Source organism: Phycicoccus sp. 3266 (assembly GCF_031456495.1).
In the GTDB taxonomy this organism is placed as follows: domain Bacteria; phylum Actinomycetota; class Actinomycetes; order Actinomycetales; family Dermatophilaceae; genus Pedococcus.
In genome coordinates, this window is sequence record NZ_JAVDUW010000002.1 from 721,116 (window position 1) to 736,578 (window position 15,463).

The 15,463-nt window shown below is 72.6% G+C and carries 17 protein-coding genes and 2 tRNA genes; 13 read left to right on the forward strand and 6 right to left on the reverse strand.

Annotated features, from left to right (window positions below):
• Positions 1-39: 39 nt before the first annotated feature.
• Positions 40-918 (reverse strand): 3-methyladenine DNA glycosylase, encoded by an 879-nt coding sequence (locus J2X64_RS13235; RefSeq protein ID WP_310155192.1) that lies wholly within the window; start codon positions 916-918, stop codon positions 40-42.
• Between the two features lie 81 nt (positions 919-999).
• Here J2X64_RS13235 and J2X64_RS13240 point away from each other — a divergent pair, with 81 nt between their 5' ends.
• Positions 1,000-1,842 carry a GDSL-type esterase/lipase family protein gene (locus J2X64_RS13240; RefSeq protein WP_310155195.1) on the forward strand — a complete coding sequence of 281 codons (843 nt, stop codon included), beginning with the start codon at positions 1,000-1,002 and terminating at the stop codon, positions 1,840-1,842.
• A 15-nt stretch (positions 1,843-1,857) separates the two neighbouring features.
• Here J2X64_RS13240 and J2X64_RS13245 read toward each other — a convergent pair whose 3' ends face one another.
• Positions 1,858-2,034: a hypothetical protein gene (locus J2X64_RS13245; RefSeq protein WP_310155198.1), complete on the reverse strand. Its 177-nt coding sequence runs from the start codon at positions 2,032-2,034 to the stop codon at positions 1,858-1,860.
• Positions 2,035-2,116: 82 nt separating this feature from the next.
• Between J2X64_RS13245 and J2X64_RS13250 the strand changes: the two genes are divergently transcribed.
• From J2X64_RS13250 to J2X64_RS13280, 7 genes are all read left to right on the forward strand, one after another.
• On the forward strand, positions 2,117-3,070 hold the full coding sequence (locus J2X64_RS13250) for a helix-turn-helix domain-containing protein (protein WP_310155201.1): 954 nt from the start codon (positions 2,117-2,119) through the stop codon (positions 3,068-3,070).
• Between the two features lie 66 nt (positions 3,071-3,136).
• Positions 3,137-3,913 (forward strand): fumarylacetoacetate hydrolase family protein, encoded by a 777-nt coding sequence (locus J2X64_RS13255; protein ID WP_310155203.1) that lies wholly within the window; start codon positions 3,137-3,139, stop codon positions 3,911-3,913.
• A 72-nt stretch (positions 3,914-3,985) separates the two neighbouring features.
• Complete coding sequence (gene gltX / locus J2X64_RS13260; protein ID WP_310155206.1) at positions 3,986-5,509, forward strand: glutamate--tRNA ligase; 1,524 nt, start codon at positions 3,986-3,988, stop codon at positions 5,507-5,509.
• 207 nt (positions 5,510-5,716) lie between these two features.
• Positions 5,717-6,205, forward strand: a complete 489-nt coding sequence (locus J2X64_RS13265; protein WP_310155208.1) for an SRPBCC family protein — start codon at positions 5,717-5,719, stop codon at positions 6,203-6,205.
• Positions 6,205-6,417 carry a DUF2945 domain-containing protein gene (locus J2X64_RS13270; RefSeq protein WP_310155211.1) on the forward strand — a complete coding sequence of 71 codons (213 nt, stop codon included), beginning with the start codon at positions 6,205-6,207 and terminating at the stop codon, positions 6,415-6,417. The genes J2X64_RS13265 and J2X64_RS13270 overlap by 1 nt, the downstream gene beginning before the upstream one ends.
• A 129-nt stretch (positions 6,418-6,546) precedes the next feature.
• Positions 6,547-6,618 (forward strand) — tRNA-Gln (locus tag J2X64_RS13275).
• A 110-nt stretch (positions 6,619-6,728) separates the two neighbouring features.
• Positions 6,729-6,801: transfer RNA gene (locus J2X64_RS13280), tRNA-Glu, on the forward strand.
• A gap of 131 nt (positions 6,802-6,932) precedes the next feature.
• Here the strand turns inward: J2X64_RS13280 and J2X64_RS13285 are convergent.
• Positions 6,933-7,556, reverse strand: coding sequence for a MerR family transcriptional regulator (locus J2X64_RS13285; RefSeq protein ID WP_310155214.1), 624 nt, complete (start codon positions 7,554-7,556; stop codon positions 6,933-6,935).
• 66 nt (positions 7,557-7,622) lie between these two features.
• Here J2X64_RS13285 and J2X64_RS13290 point away from each other — a divergent pair, with 66 nt between their 5' ends.
• Positions 7,623-8,111 (forward strand): monooxygenase family protein, encoded by a 489-nt coding sequence (locus tag J2X64_RS13290; protein WP_310155217.1) that lies wholly within the window; start codon positions 7,623-7,625, stop codon positions 8,109-8,111.
• 28 nt (positions 8,112-8,139) lie between these two features.
• Here J2X64_RS13290 and J2X64_RS13295 read toward each other — a convergent pair whose 3' ends face one another.
• Entirely contained in the window at positions 8,140-8,754 is a 615-nt protein-coding gene (locus tag J2X64_RS13295) for a nitroreductase family deazaflavin-dependent oxidoreductase (RefSeq protein WP_310155222.1), read from the reverse strand.
• Between the two features lie 207 nt (positions 8,755-8,961).
• The gene (locus J2X64_RS13300; RefSeq protein ID WP_310155224.1) at positions 8,962-9,705 is read right to left on the reverse strand and encodes an IclR family transcriptional regulator; all 744 of its coding nucleotides are present in this window, start codon (positions 9,703-9,705) and stop codon (positions 8,962-8,964) included.
• Between the two features lie 120 nt (positions 9,706-9,825).
• On the opposite strand from J2X64_RS13300, the gene leuC reads away from it, so the two are divergent.
• The 4 genes from leuC to murA all read left to right on the forward strand — a co-directional run bounded on the left by leuC (position 9,826) and on the right by murA (position 14,414).
• Entirely contained in the window at positions 9,826-11,250 is a 1,425-nt protein-coding gene (gene leuC / locus J2X64_RS13305) for a 3-isopropylmalate dehydratase large subunit (RefSeq protein ID WP_310155227.1), read from the forward strand.
• Complete coding sequence (leuD, locus tag J2X64_RS13310) at positions 11,250-11,843, forward strand: 3-isopropylmalate dehydratase small subunit (RefSeq protein WP_310155230.1); 594 nt, start codon at positions 11,250-11,252, stop codon at positions 11,841-11,843. Before leuC ends, leuD begins: the two co-directional genes overlap by 1 nt.
• 394 nt (positions 11,844-12,237) lie before the next feature.
• On the forward strand, positions 12,238-13,008 hold the full coding sequence (locus tag J2X64_RS13315; protein WP_310155232.1) for an HU family DNA-binding protein: 771 nt from the start codon (positions 12,238-12,240) through the stop codon (positions 13,006-13,008).
• A 74-nt stretch (positions 13,009-13,082) separates the two neighbouring features.
• The gene (gene murA / locus J2X64_RS13320) at positions 13,083-14,414 is read left to right on the forward strand and encodes a UDP-N-acetylglucosamine 1-carboxyvinyltransferase (RefSeq protein WP_310155235.1); all 1,332 of its coding nucleotides are present in this window, start codon (positions 13,083-13,085) and stop codon (positions 14,412-14,414) included.
• Positions 14,415-14,544: 130 nt separating this feature from the next.
• Here the strand turns inward: murA and cofC are convergent, their stop codons facing one another.
• Positions 14,545-15,402 (reverse strand): 2-phospho-L-lactate guanylyltransferase, encoded by an 858-nt coding sequence (gene cofC / locus J2X64_RS13325; protein ID WP_310155238.1) that lies wholly within the window; start codon positions 15,400-15,402, stop codon positions 14,545-14,547.
• Between the last annotated feature and the right edge of the window lie 61 nt (positions 15,403-15,463).

Sequence of the window (15,463 nt, forward strand, 5' to 3'; positions counted from 1 at the left end):
GGGACGGGGCCCGGTCGAGCGCGGCGGCCGCCGCCCGCACTACGCGGTGGGCGCCACCAACCCGTCCAGCGCCTGCAGGAGTCGCTGCCGGATGGCCTGGCCGCGGTCGGCGAAGGCCCGCTGCGCCGCGGCATACTCCGCGCGCCCGGCGGGCGTCTCGATCGGCACCGGGTCGTAGCCCAGCTCGCGCAGGTCGTACGGCGAGGCCCGCATGTCGAGCTCGCGGATCTCGCGCGCGAGGTCGAACGCGTCGAGGGTGAGGTAGCCGGGCACGGCCGGGCCGAGCTTCATGCACCACTTGTAGAGGTCCATCCCGGCGTGCAGGCAGCCGGGCTGCTCCAGCGCCACCTGCGTCTCGCGGGTCGGCTGCAGCACGTTCAGCGGTCGGGCGGGCGGGGTGTAGAAGCGGAACGCGTCGAAGTGCGTGCAGCGGATCCGCAGCGACTCCACGAGGTCGTCGGTGCCCGACGAGCCCAGCCGCAGCGGCCAGCCGGAGTGCCTGACCTCCTCCTCGCGCTGCCGATACACCATGGCCCACTCGTGCAACCCGAAGCAGCCGAGCTGCGCGGGGCGTGCGGCCGTCGCCGACACCAGGCGGCGGACGAAGTCGACCGTGCGCCCTCGGTCGGCGAGGTATGCCGGGGTGTCCAGCTCCACCGCGTCGCCGACGGTGCGGTGGTGCCGCCACCCGGCCCGCTCGGTACCGGCCGCCCCCTCGAGCCGGACCCCTGTCCCGGGGTGCCAGCGCCGCAGCCGCCCGGCGGAGAACGGGTAGTAGGTGAAGAGGAAGTCCTCGACGGGGTGCCGGCGGCCGTCCGAGCGCCGGGCGCGGTGCGCGGCGGTCGCGGCGTCGGCCCGGTCGGCGTGCGCCGCCTCGAGGGCGCGCCACGCCTGCTCGTCCAGCACGGTCCCGGTCATCGGTTGTCAAGCGTAACGAGACGTATGGCGCCGCCGGCCCCGCGGTGGCAGCGTGGGGCCACCACGTCCCGGGAGGGTTCCATGCAGCGTCGCATCCTCGTCACGTTCCTCGCAGCCGTCGCGCTGCTCGTCGCGCCGACCGCCGCCTCCGCGGCCCCGTCGGACCGCGGGCAGCAGCAGGCCACTGGCTGGTACCTGTCGCTCGGCGACTCGCTCGCGGCCGGCTACCAGCTCGGCGTCGACCACCCGACCGAGGGCTACGCCGGCCCGACGCTCGCGGCCCTGCAGCAGACGGCACCCAGGACCAAGCTCGTCAACCTCGCCTGCTCAGGCGAGACGACGACGTCGATGATCGAGGGCGGGAAGTGCACCTACGAGGAGGGCAGCCAGCTCGACCAGGCGGTCGAGTTCCTCCACGCCCACCGCCTCACGACGCGGTTGGTGACGCTCGACATCGGCGGCAACGACATCGCCAAGTGCGGCTTCTCGGGCCTGCAGGACAGCTGCATCGACCCGGCGCTGGCGACCCTGCGGCAGAACCTGCCGACCATCATGGAGCGGCTGCACGCCGCGGCCCCGCAGGCGCACATCGTCGTCCTCAACTACTACGACCCGTTCCTCGTGTACGCGCTGCAGGGGCCGTCGGGCCTGCCGCTGGCGCAGAAGTCGCTCGTCGTCCTCGGGACCTTCGACGGGCTGATCGCGGCGAACGCCGCGGCTCAGGGGGCCGACGTCGCCGACGTGGCCGGCGCGTTCTCGACGACGAGCTGGACGCCGCTCGTGCCGGTCCCCGGCATCGGCTCGGTGCCGCTCAACCTGGCGCGCATCCTCATGTGGACCTGGATGGCGCCGCCGCGGCTGGACTTCCACGCCAACGACACGGGGTATGCCGTGATGGCCGGTGCGGTGATCGCCGAGCTCTGAACCGGAGGGCGGTGCTCAGGCGGCGGCCTGCGCGTCGTGCAGGACGCGGTCCAGGTCGTGGTCGAGGTCGCTGAACGCGATCGAGGAGTCCGCGCCGTGGGGCGCCCGGGGCAGTCCCCAGGTGCGGCGGTGGTGCCGCTCGATGCCGGCGACGAGCGCGGTGGTCAGGGCCAGGAGCAGGAGAAGTGTCATGACAGAAATGATGCGCTCGGCCAGATACTGCCACGAGTGGCAGAACTGACGCTCAAGGCCTGATTGCTGCCATACTGCCTGCATGGCCCTGTCCACGATCGCCGCACTCGTCACAGACCCCGTCGCCATGTTCGAGACGGCCATCGCCTGCGAGGTGTTCGGCCTCGACCGCACCGACGACGGCGTGCCTCCCTTCACGTTCATGACCTGCGGCGAGGCCGTGGGCGTGCCGGTCCCGACGACCAGTGGGGGAGCGCTCGTCCCCACCCACCAGTGGCAGGACGCCGTCGACGCCGACCTCGTCGTCATGCCGGCCGGCGGCGTCCGCGACTCCTACCCGCAGGAGCTGCTCGACGTCATCCGCGCCGCCCACGCGCGCGGCGCCACGATCCTGTCGATCTGCACCGGTGCCTTCATCCTCGGCGAGACCGGTCTGCTCGACGGGCTCACCGCCGTGACGCACTGGCGGTATGCCGAGGAGTTCGCCCGCCGTTTCCCCCGGACCCAGGTGTCCATGGACGTCCTCTACGTCGACCACGGGCAGATCGTCACCGGCGCCGGAACCGCCGCCGGGATCGACGCGGTGCTGCACCTCGTGCGCCGCGAGCTCGGGTCCGCCGTCGCCACCCGCATCGCGCGCCGCATGGTGGTGCCGCCGCAGCGCGACGGCGGACAGCGGCAGTACGTCGAGTCCCCGCTGCCGCAGGTGGACGCCGCGAGCATCCAGCCCGTGCTCGACCACATCAGCGACCACCTCGACGAGCCGCACACGGTCCCGGACCTCGCCCGGCTGGCGATGATGTCCGAGCGCACGTTCGCGCGCCGGTTCGTGGCCGAGACGGGGACCACCCCGCACAAGTGGATCGTGCAGCAGCGGGTGCTGCGGGCCCGTGAGCTGCTCGAGGAGACCGACCTGCCGGTGGAGGCGGTGGCCTCGCACAGCGGGTTCGGGTCGGCGTCCCTGCTGCGGACCCACTTCCAGTCCGTCGTCGGCACCAGCCCGCAGCGCTACCGGCGCGAGTTCTGCGCCCGCTGACGGGCGTCCCCGCCGCCCGCTCGGGCACCCGAGGCGTCCCGGCGGCAGCGTGGGTAGGGTCGGCTCGTGCGCATCGCGAGGTACACGACAGGTGACGACCCGGCATTCGGCGTGGTCGAGGGCGACCCCGGACGCGAGTTCGTCGTGCAGGTCCAGGGCGACCCCCTCTACACGCCGATCGTCCCCACGGGCGAGCGGTACCCGGTGGGGGAGGTGCGGCTGCTCTCGCCGGTGATTCCGCGCAGCAAGATCATCGGCATCGGCAAGAACTACGCCGACCACGCGAGGGAGATGGGTGGCGAGGTCCCTGAGGAGCCGCTCATGTTCCTCGTCCCGAACACCGCGGTCGTCGGGCCCGGCGACCCGGTCGTGATGCCGGCCGGTGCGCAGGAGATCTCCTACGAGGCCGAGCTCGCCGTCGTCATCGGGCGGATCGCCAAGGACGTGCCGCGCGAGCGCGTCAAGGAGGTCGTCTTCGGCTACACCTGCGCCAACGACGTGACTGCCCGGGACTGGCAGCGCGGCGACGGCCAGTGGGGCCGTGCCAAGGGCTTCGACACCTCCAAGCCGCTCGGGCCGTGGATCAACACCGAACTCGACGTGTCCGACCTTCGCGTGGTCAGCCGGGTCGACGGCGAGACCCGTCAGGACGGCACCACCGCGGACATGATCTTCGACGTGGAGACCCTCGTCTCGCACGCGAGCTCGGCCTTCACCCTGCTGCCCGGCGACGTCATCCTCACCGGCACCCCGGCCGGCGTCGGCCTGGTCGAGCCCGGCCAGCGGGTCGACGTCGAGGTCGAGGGCATCGGCACGCTCACCAACACGTTCGTCCGCCGCTGACGTGAGGTGTGCCGTGGGGCCGCCCCCACGGCACACGGGCCCCCACTCGGGGGTCCCTAGAATCGGGGCACCATGACTGACACCGCCTCCCAGACCCCGCGCCTGCGCGTCGCCCCGTCGCCGACCGGCGACCCGCACGTGGGCACCGCGTACATGTCCCTGTTCAACCTCGCGTTCGCGCGCCAGCAGGGCGGGAAGTTCGTCCTGCGGATCGAGGACACCGACCGCGCGCGGTTCCGCGAGGACAGCGAGCAGCAGGTGTTCGACATGCTGCACTGGCTCGGGCTGCACTGGGACGAGGGGCCGGACGTGGGCGGCCCGTACGCGCCGTACCGCCAGTCCGAGCGGCTCGACACGTACCGGCCGTACGTCGAGCGGCTCCTGGCCGAGGGCAGGGCGTACCACTGCTGGTGCTCCACCGAGCGGCTGGCGCAGATGCGCGAGGTGCAGCAGAAGACCAAGCAGCCCACGGGGTACGACCGCCTCTGCCACGGCAAGACCCGCGAGGAGCGGGCGGCGCTGCCCGGCTTCACCGAGACACCCGTGGTGCGGATGCTCATCCCGGAGGACGTCGAGCTGCACTTCGAGGACCTCATCCGCGGTCGCGTCTCCGCCCCGCGCCCGGACGACCAGGTCATCCTCAAGGCCGACGGGTTCCCGACCTACCACCTCGCCGTCGTCGTCGACGACCACGAGATGGGCATCACCCACGTCGTGCGCGGTGAGGAGTGGATCTCCAGCACCCCCAAGCACGTCCTGCTCTACCGCTGGCTCGGGCTCGAGCCGCCGAAGTGGGCGCACATGCCCCTGCTGCGCAACACCGACAAGTCCAAGATCTCCAAGCGCAAGAACCCGGCCGCGCGGCTGACCTGGTTCCGGGAGCAGGGCTACCTGCCCGAGGCGCTCGTCAACTTCCTCGCGCTGCTCGCCTACCCGCCGGCACAGGGCGCCGAGGGCGAGGACGTCGAGGTGTTCACCTTCGAGGAGTTCAGCAAGGACTTCGACTGGCGCAAGGTGAACCCCGTCGGCCCGATCTTCGACCTCAAGAAGCTCGACTGGCTCAACGGCGTGTACGTCCGCGGCCTCGAGGTCGGCGAGCTGGCCTCGCGGCTGCTGCCCTACCTCGTCGAGGCGGGCGTGCTGGGCGCGGAGCCGACCCTCGGCGAGCTCGCCCGGCTGCGGTCGGTCACCGAGCTCATCCAGACCCGGATGGTGCTGCTCACCGAGGCCGCGCCCCTGGTCCGGCCGTTCTTCGTCGCCGACGAGGAGCTCGAGGTCGCCGACGACGCGCGGGCGCAGCTCAAGGAGGACGCGCCGCAGGTGCTCGACGCCGCGGTCGCCGCCCTGACGGACCTCGGCGACGAGCGGTCCGGGGTGCTCGGGTCGGAGTCGACGTGGAACGCCGCGGCGATCGAGGCGGCCCTGCGCGCGGCCGTGGTCGACGGCCTGGGCATCAAGCCGAAGTTCGCGTTCGGCCCGCTGCGGACCGCGGTGTCCGGCCAGCGCGTGAGCCCGCCCCTGTTCGAGTCCATGGAGATCCTCGGTCGCACGTCGACCCTGGCCCGCCTGCAGCGCCTGCGCGACGACCTCGCCTGACCGCGGTGCCGACGGCGTGACGCCGAGGGCGTCACGCGAACGGCGTCACACGGACGACGTGACGCGGACGACGTGACGCCGAGGGCGTCACGCGGACGACGTGATGCCGTCGTGTCGCGGGCGGCGCCGACGTCCGCCGCGATGGCGTGGCGGGGCTCACGCGCCCGGCGCGGTGCGGGTGGCCCGCACTGCGGTTAGCGTCGGGGCATGACCCGCATCGTGACCGAGAGCATCGACGTGGCCGCCCCGGCCGAGACCGTCTTCGCGATCCTCGCCGACCCGCGACAGCACGCGCGCATCGACGGCTCCGGGTCGGTGCAGGCGATCGTGGAGGGGCCTGAGCGGCTCGAGCGCGGCTCGCAGTTCGGCGCGCAGATGCGGCTCTTCGGCCTGCCGTACCGCATCTCGAACCGGGTCGTGGAGTTCGAGGAGGGGCACCGGATCGCCTGGCGCCACTTCGGTGGCCACCGGTGGCGCTACGAGCTGGAGCCGCTCGGCGCCGACCGCACCCGCGTCACCGAGTCCTTCGACTACTCGATGTACGGGACCGGGCCGCGCCTGGTCATCGAGCTGCTGCGCTTCCCCGCCCGCAACCGCGACGGGATCAGGGCCACGCTGGTGCGGCTGCGCGACGCGGCCGAGGCCGACGCGGCCACCGGGACGTCCGTCGACGCCGCGACGGGGGAGGGGTCCTGATGTCCATCCGCAAGGGCTCGAGGGTCAGGTGGACGTGGGGCAGCTCCACGGCCGAGGGCACCGTCACCGAGGTCCACCACGAGCGCGTCACGCGGACGATCAAGGGCTCCACGGTGACCCGCGACGCCAGCAGGGACGAGCCGGCATACGACATCGAGCAGGACGACGGCAGCCGCGTCCTGAAGTCGCAGAGCGAGGTCGAACGCGCCTGAGGCGTGCCGGAATCCGCGCCCGGTCCGGCTGCCGGTGGGGCCGATTTGGGAAGCCGAGGAACGGCCCGGTAGTATCGCTCCTCGGTTCACCCCATGAAGGCCTTCGGGCGCGCTGGGAGTGATACCCCTTGGGGTATGGTGTAATTGGCAGCACGACTGATTCTGGTTCAGTTAGTCTAGGTTCGAGTCCTGGTACCCCAGCTCCGGCGGAGCTCCGCGCGAGACCCCGCCGATTCGGAGAAATCCACGACCTGCCGGTATGGTTCTCTCCGCTGCCCGACACCGCGAGGTGTCACCGGCAGACCAGCTAGGGCCCCGTTGTGTAGCGGCCTAGCACGCCGCCCTCTCAAGGCGGTAGCGCGGGTTCGAATCCCGTCGGGGCTACGCGAGCAGGAGCCCCCGTCCGACTAGGACGGGGGCTCTTCGCGTTTGCCGGTACCGCTGTTCGTGCGTACGACCGTCCGCGGGTGCGGCCGGTCGTACGTGCGGATCGCGGGCGTGGGGATCGCGGGGGACTACGACCTGCGGGTGCTCACCGACTCCTGCGCCATCCGCCGCAGGGCGACCAGCACCGGGTCGACCATGACCGTCCCTACGACCACCGTGTGCATCGCGGTCGCCGGGTCGTCCGCGGCCAGTGCGACGTCGAGGTCGACGGCGGCCACCTGCTCCATGGCCCTCGCGTAGCGGCGCAGCGCGTCCGCCGTCACGCCCACCCCGGCGTCGCGCGCGGCCGCGAGGGCGACGCTCAGGGCGCGCGCCGCCGGCGCCTGCGCCGACACGCTCCAGCCGAGCTCGGCGACGAGGTCGGAGACGTCCTCGCTGACGGGGCCGTCGTCCCCGGGGGTGGGCAGCGCGTAGTGGGCGATGCCGAGCAGGTCGTGGCGCGAGGCCGGGGGATTGCCCAGGGCCGACAGGATCGCGGAGATGCCGGCGATCCCCACGCCGCCGTGCTCGACGAGGGCGCGGACGAGCCGGACCCGCTCCACGTGCTCGGGCCCGTACTCGGCGCGGGTGCGGCTGGTGGCCTCGCCGGGCATGAGGAGCCCTTCGCGCAGGTAGTACTTCAGGGTGTGGACGGGCACGCCGGTCGTCTCGGCGAGCTCGGAGATCCGCATGGGCACCTCGGGTCTTGACATCGGATAGTGCTGCTGTCCAATATGGCAGAGCGCTGATGGACAGCGCCACTATCCAAGGAGTGCGGCATGGTCGATCGCGTCACCCACGCCTACGAAGGACCGCTCGCGGTCTTCCTCATCGGCCTGCGCGTGCACAAGCCGTGGCGCGTCGGCGTTGTCGGCACCGCTGTCCGTGCGATGCCCCGCATGGTCGTCGAGCTCGAGCGCAACAAGGCGGCGGCCGCGCGCGGCGAGGCGGAGTCGCTGGGCTACCTCGGCAGCCGGTCGACCGTGAACGGCCTCGGCACGACGATGATCCAGTGGTGGCGCAGCGTCGAGGACATCTACGCCTACGCGAACGCCGAGCCGCTCGAGCACCGGCCGGCCTGGCTGGACTTCTACCGCGCCGTGCGCACCGACCCCACCGCCGTCACCATCTGGCACGAGACGTATGCCGTGTCGGCGGCGGAGAGCGTGTATGCCGGGCCGGCGCCGTTCGGGCTCGCCTCGATCGCCGGGACCGTGCCGGTCGGCCGGCGGGGCGACACCGCGCGCGAGCGCATCGTCCACGGCTAGGCAGCCAGTCGGCCAGGCGGTCACGCAGCTACGCGGCGGGTCGGCCGGCGATGCGCCGCCGGCGCAGCAGGGGGCGTCCCGACAGGGCGGCGGCCGCCGGTAGGGCCCACAGCCAGGCCCGGTCGGCCCTGAGCGGCTCCGGTCCGGGTCCGGTGGCCGGGTCGAGCCGGCGCAGGTGCAGCCGGCGCCAGTGGGTGCGCAGGTCCTCGTCGTCGTCACGAAGGCCCTGGGAGGCGAGGTAGCTGGCGAACCAGGAGCGGGCGAACTTCCTCAGCGCGCCGACCACCTTCATGGCCTCGTCGGCGTCTGCGAGCGGCTCGGCGCGCACGACCCGGGTGTCACCGCGGTGCTGCACCGTCGCGACGGGGTCGGCCGTGAGGTTGCGGAACCACTGTGACCGGCCGCCGTACGGGCACCACAGGTAGGTGTGGTCCCCGACACGGTGCGGGTAGACGAGGACGTGCCGCGGCAGGCCGGAGGAACGTCCGGTGGTGGTCACGACCATCCAGACGCGACCGGCAACGGGTCCGAGGCCGAGCCGCCAGAGGTACAGCGGCAGCCCCATCAGCCTGCGCGTCGGCCACGCGTCGAGGTACCGCGTCGTCTGCGTCCCCTCGCGTGTCGGCGGCCGGCCGTCCTGCACGCCTCGGCCGCGTCGCGCTCCTGCGCGGCTGGGGGCCTGTGCCCGGTGCGCGGTTCCTGCTCGGCTGGAGACGGCTGCCCGGCTGGAGGGGTCTGGTCGGCGTGAGGTTCGTGTCTGGCCCATGCCTCCAGCGTCGGCCTGCGCCGTCGGCGTGGGCGGAGTCGAACGTCCCGTCACCCGCAGGCTGGCCGCCTGCCGTCCGGCCGGTCAGGCGTTGTTCTGCTGCTGCTGCTGGGCGTGGTGACGGGCGAGGACCTCGGTCAGCTTGTTGGCGCCGGCCATCACGGTCGCCGCGTGGAGCCGGCCGGGCTGGCGCGAGAGACGCTCGATCGGACCGGAGATCGAGACCGCAGCGACCACCCGGCCGCTCGGGCCGCGGACCGGTGCGGACACCGACGCGACCCCGGCCTCGCGCTCGCCGACGCTCTGCGCCCAGCCCCGGCGGCGGACACCCGAGAGGGTCGTCGCGGTGAACTTGGCGCCGTGCAGGCCGCGGTGCAGGCGGTCCGGCTCCTCCCAGGCGAGCAGCACCTGGGCCGCAGACCCGGCGAGCATCGACAGGGTCGCGCCGACGGGGATCGAGTCGCGCAGGCCCACGGGGCGCTCGGCCGCGGAGACGCAGATGCGGTGGTCGCCCTGGCGGCGGAACAGCTGCGCGCTCTCGTTGGTGTGGTCGCGCAGCGCCCCGAGGACGGGGCCGGCGGCGGCGAGCAGCCGGTCCTCGCCCGCGGCTGCGGCGAGCTCGGCCAGGCGCGGCCCGAGCACGAAGCGGCCCTGGATGTCGCGCGTGACGAGGCGGTGGTGCTCGAGGGCGACGGCCAGCCGGTGGGCCGTGGGGCGGGCCAGTCCGGTCGCGGTGACCAGCTGCGCGAGGGTCGACGGCCCGGCCTCGAGGGCGCCCAGGACGATGGCCGCCTTGTCGAGAACGCCGACTCCACTGGTGTTGTCCATGCACTGATATTGACGTCTCAGTGCCTGAGACGCAAATCCACCCGCGTGTCCGAGGTGCGACGCTCGGTGGACGGCGCAGCGTGGCGCGCGCCGGGACCATGGTTCGAAGGAGTGGGGAACGTGTCGGGAACGCTGGCCGAGAAGGTGTGGGACGCCCACGTCGTCCGTCGAGCCGAGGGCGAGCCGGACCTCCTCTACATCGACCTCCACCTCGTCCACGAGGTGACCTCGCCGCAGGCCTTCGACGGGCTCCGCCTCGCCGGCCGCGGTGTCCGTCGACCCGAGCTCACCCTGGCCACCGAGGACCACAACGTCCCCACCACGCCGGGCCCGATCACCGACCCCGTGAGCCGCACGCAGGTCGAGACCCTGCGCCGCAACTGCGAGGAGTTCGGCGTACGGCTCTACCCCATGGGTGACGCTGAGCAGGGCATCGTCCACGTCGTCGGCCCCCAGCTGGGCCTGACCCAGCCGGGCATGACGATCGTCTGTGGCGACTCGCACACCTCGACCCACGGCGCGTTCGGCGCCCTGGCCTTCGGCATCGGCACCTCCGAGGTCGAGCACGTCCTCGCCACGCAGACGCTGCCGCTCAAGCCGTTCCGCACCATGGCCGTCACCGTCGAGGGCGAGCTGCAGCCCGGCGTCACCGCCAAGGACATCGTGCTCGCCGTCATCGCGAAGATCGGCACCGGCGGTGGCCAGGGCTACGTCCTGGAGTACCGCGGCAGCGCCATCCGCTCGCTCTCCATGGAGGCGCGGATGACGGTCTGCAACATGTCGATCGAGGCCGGCGCCCGCGCGGGCATGATCGCCCCCGACGAGACGACCTACGACTACCTCAAGGGCCGCGAGCACGCGCCCACCGGGGCCGACTGGGACGCCGCGGTCGCCGACTGGGACCAGCTGCGCACCGACGACGACGCGGTCTTCGACGCCGAGGTCTTCCTCGACGCCTCGACCCTGACGCCGTTCGTCACGTGGGGCACCAACCCCGGCCAGGGCCTCCCGCTCGGTGAGGCCGTCCCCGACCCCGAGACGCTCGGTGACGACACCGCCAAGGCCGCGGCCCGGCACGCGCTGGAGTACATGGGCCTGACCCCCGGCACCCCGCTGCGCGAGATCAAGGTCGACACCGTCTTCGTCGGGTCGTGCACCAACGGCCGCATCGAGGACCTGCGCGCCGCCGCCGAGGTGGTCAAGGGCCGCAGGGTCGCCGACGGCGTGCGCATGCTCGTGGTGCCGGGCTCGGCCCGCGTCCGGCTGCAGGCCGAGGCGGAAGGCCTGGACAAGGTCTTCACCGAGGCCGGCGCCGAGTGGCGCCTGCCCGGCTGCTCGATGTGCCTGGGCATGAACCCCGACCAGCTGGCGCCGGGGGAGCGCAGCGCCTCCACCTCCAACCGCAACTTCGAGGGCCGGCAGGGCAAGGGTGGTCGCACCCACCTGGTCAGCCCGCTCGTCGCCGCCGCCACCGCGCTGCGCGGCACCCTGTCCAGCCCGGCCGACCTCGACCAGCTCGTCGGCGCGAACGAGGGGACCCTCTGATGCAGGCCTTCACGACCCACACCGGCATCGGTGTCCCGCTGCGCCGCAGCAACGTCGACACCGACCAGATCATCCCCGCCGTCTACCTCAAGCGCGTGACGCGCACCGGGTTCGAGGACGGCCTGTTCGCCGCGTGGCGCAAGGACGAGACCTTCATCCTCAACCACGAATCGTATGCCGCGGGCTCGGTCCTCGTGGCCGGGCCGGACTTCGGGACGGGGTCCTCGCGGGAGCACGCCGTCTGGGCGCTGATGAACTACGGCTTTCGGGTCGTGCTGTCCTCGCGCTTTGCCGACATCTTCCGTGGCAACAGCGGCAAGCAGGGCCTGCTGACGGCCCAGCTCGCGCAGGACGACATCGAGCTCATCTGGAAGTACCTCGAGAACGAGCCGGGCGCGTCCGTCACGGTCGACCTGGTGTCGCGCACCGTCACCGCGGGCGACATCGTGGCCTCCTTCGAGGTCGACGACTACACCCGCTGGCGGCTGCTCGAGGGCCTCGACGACATCAGCCTCACGCTGCGCCACGAGCAGACCATCACGGACTTCGAGGCCCGCCGCCCGGCATACAAGCCGGTCACCACCTCCGCCTGAGCGCTCCGGCGCGCCGCGACACGGCGTGTTGCGGCAGCCAATCCGCGCTGCGCGTCTCCGCCTGCTCCGGCGCACCCGTTCCGTGGCCCGCCGAGCCCTTCCACGGGCCCGCAGGCAGGTGCCCGAACTGCCGAAGTTGTTGCGGCGCAACGGTGTTGGTTCAGTACACGCCCACACCCTCGCCGCCGTGCGTGCCGGGTGACAGGGCGTCCGCAGCGCCTGGATCGACCTCCGGGGGCCCGGAAATCCGTTGCGACACAATGGATCAGGCCCTTGACATGGTGGACTCGGACCCTCAACGGCCCTAACGTCAGACCCACGTCGGGCAGCGGCTCGACCGCCCAACCTGTCGGGCCAAGGGGGTCCGGCGTCACAACCCTGTGGAGGGGAAGACGTGAACAAGGCAGAACTGATCAAGGAGCTCGAGTCGCGCCTGGGCAGCCGGAAGGCCGCCAGCGAGGCGCTGACCGCTGTCGTCGACGTGATCATCCGTGAGGTCGCCAAGGGCGGCAGCGTCGCGATCACCGGCTTCGGCACGTTCGAGCAGGCGGCGCGCGCGGCGCGTACCGGTCGCAACCCGCGCACCGGCGCCACCGTCAAGATCAAGAAGACGGTCGTCCCCAAGTTCCGCGCCGGCTCGGCGTTCAAGGACGTCGTCAAGAACCCGCGCTCGCTGCCGAAGGCGGCCGCTGCCGGTGCCCGTGCCGCTGCCGGGACCGCGACGAAGGCCGCTGCTGCAGGTGCGCGGAAGGCGACGCCGGCCAAGAAGGCGGCCACCACCACGAAGGCCACCACCGCGAAGTCCGCAGCCGCGAAGTCCACCACGGCGAGGAAGACGACGGCGGCCAAGACCACCACCGCCAAGACCACCACCGCCAGGAAGACGACGGCCACCAAGGCGGCGTCGGCCAAGAAGGCGACCCCGGCGAAGAAGACCACGGCGGCCAAGACCACCACCGCCAGGAAGACGACCGCCACCAAGGCCGCCTCGGCCAAGAAGGCGACCCCGGCGAAGAAGACCACGGCGGCCAAGACCACCACCGCCAGGAAGACGACCGCGACCAAGGCCGCCTCGGCCACGAAGGCGACCCCGGCGAAGAAGGCCACCGCCACGAAGTCCGCGGCGAAGAAGACCACGGCGAAGCGGACGGCCAAGAAGGCCTGACCTCCTCCCGCACGGAACGGCGGCCGGCACCCCTCGGGGTGCCGGCCGCCGTCGTCGTTTGGGATGCTTGCGCCATGGTGAACTTCCTTCGGGTCGACGGCGGTGCCCCCCTCGTGGGTGACATCGAGGTGCGCGGTGCCAAGAACCTGGTCTCGAAGGCGATGGTCGCCGCACTGCTGGCGGAAGACCGGTGCCGCCTGCGGGGCGTCCCCGAGATCTCGGACGTCAAGATCGTCTCCGGGCTGCTGGAGCTCCACGGCGTCAAGATCGACTCGACCGACCGTGACGGCGAGCTGCTGCTCGACCCCACCAACGTCGAGCAGGCGCACGTCGCCGACATCGACGCCCACGCCGGCACCTCCCGCGTGCCGGTGCTGCTCTGCGGGCCGCTGCTGCACCGCCTCGGTGAGGCCTTCATCCCCGACCTCGGTGGCTGCCGCATCGGCGACCGACCGATCAACTACCACCTCGACGTGCTGCGCCAGTTCGGCGCGGACGTCCAGAAGCGGCCCGAGGGGCTGCGGCTCACCGCGCCCAACGGGCTGAACGGCACCCGCATCCAGCTGCCGTACCCCAGCGTCGGGGCGACCGAGCAGGTGCTGCTCACGGCCGTGCGGGCCAACGGCGTCACCGAGCTGCGCAACGCGGCCGTCGAGCCGGAGATCCTCGACCTCATCGCCGTGCTGCAGAAGATGGGCGCGATCATCAGCGTCGAGACCGACCGGGTCATCCGGATCGAGGGCGTCGACCGGCTCGGCGGCTACGACCACCTGGCCATCCCGGATCGCATCGAGGCGGGGTCGTGGGCCTGCGCCGCGCTCGCCACCAAGGGCGACATCTACGTCCGGGGTGCGCAGCAGCAGGCGATGATGCCGTTCCTCAACGTGTTCCGGAAGATCGGGGGTGCCTTCGACATCGACGACGAGGGCATCCGCTTCTGGCACGCGGGGGACACCCTGCAGTCACTCGTCCTCGAGACCGACGTCCACCCGGGCTTCATGACCGACTGGCAGCAGCCGCTCGTCGTCGCGCTCACCCAGACCACCGGCCTGTCGATCGTGCACGAGACCGTCTACGAGAACCGGCTCGGCTTCACCGAGGCGCTGGCCGAGATGGGTGCGGTCATCCAGCTCTACCGCGAGTGCCTGGGCGGGTCACCGTGCCGGTTCGGGCGGGCCAACTTCCGCCACAGCGCCGTCATCTCGGGCCCGACGCCGCTGCGGGGTGCGGAGATCACCGTCCCCGACCTGCGCGGAGGCTTCAGCTACCTCATCGCGGCGCTCGCGGCCGAGGGGCAGTCGACGGTGCACGGCATCGACCTCATCTACCGCGGCTACGAGCGGTTCTCGGACAAGCTGGACGCCCTCGGCGCCCACTACGAGGTCGGCGGCCCCAAGGTCGCCTGACCGCCCCCGCCCCACCCCGACTTCTTGCCCCGCAGCCGCCGTCCGGGGCCGGATCCGACCCCGAGACGGTGCGGACCGGGCAAGAAGTCGGAAGGAAGGGCGGGGTGGGGTGCGGTGGTGGCCGGGCGGCTCAGCCGATGGTCTGGTCGTCGCCGATGCCGACGATCCACAGCCGGCTGACCGGGCCGCCGGCGCCGGCGAGGTCGATGCTGACCCGCTGCCCGGGACGCAGGTGCCGCAGCGCGCTGGCCGCGAACACCTCACCGCTGAAGGTGACCTCGCGTCCGTCGTCGAGCAGGGCCGACCCCGACCCGTCCTCCTCGTCGAAGGTGTGCACGCTGGCCTGCATGGCTGCAGCGTAGCCACGCCCCGACAGCACGGCGCCGGTGGCCGCGCCGACACCGAGCGCCAGCGCGGCACGCAGCGCCCCGTCGTCGTCGACGTCCCGGCGCAGCCGCGGCAGGTCCAGCTCGAGGCGCGTGTGCCCGGCCACCTCGTGCCGCGCCGCCGAACCCTGCCCGAAGGCCGGCACCAGGTCCGCGCCCGGTCCGGCGGTGAGCAGTACCGTGCCGGTGCCGTCGGCGTCGGGGACCACCGCGCGCTCGTGTGCCGACGCCGCCTCCAGCGCGGCGCGCAGGTCCTCGGCGCGCAGGGACGGCAGGTCGCCGAGCAGCACCGCGACCGCAGCACCCGGGTCGGCGGCCAGGGCGGCACCGCGGCCGGCCAGCACCGCCGCGTCGAGGCCGCCACCGGGGTCGGCGGCCACGCGCGCGCCCAGCGTCGTCGCGAGCTGCGCCACCCGGGCGTCCGCGGTGACGACGTGGACGCGGCCACGCGGCATACCGGCCACGCACGCGGCGAGGCAGTCGGTGGCGAGGGCGAGCGCCAGCTCGGCCCGGTCGACACCGGTCGGCGGGTGCAAGCGGGTCTTGGCGGCAGGGCCGCCCTTGACCGGGACGACGAGCTGCCACGGCGGGGATGCGGTCATCAGGGCGATCGTCCCAGTGCTGGCGAGGCCGCTCGACACCGACCCCTCGACCCGCGAGGAT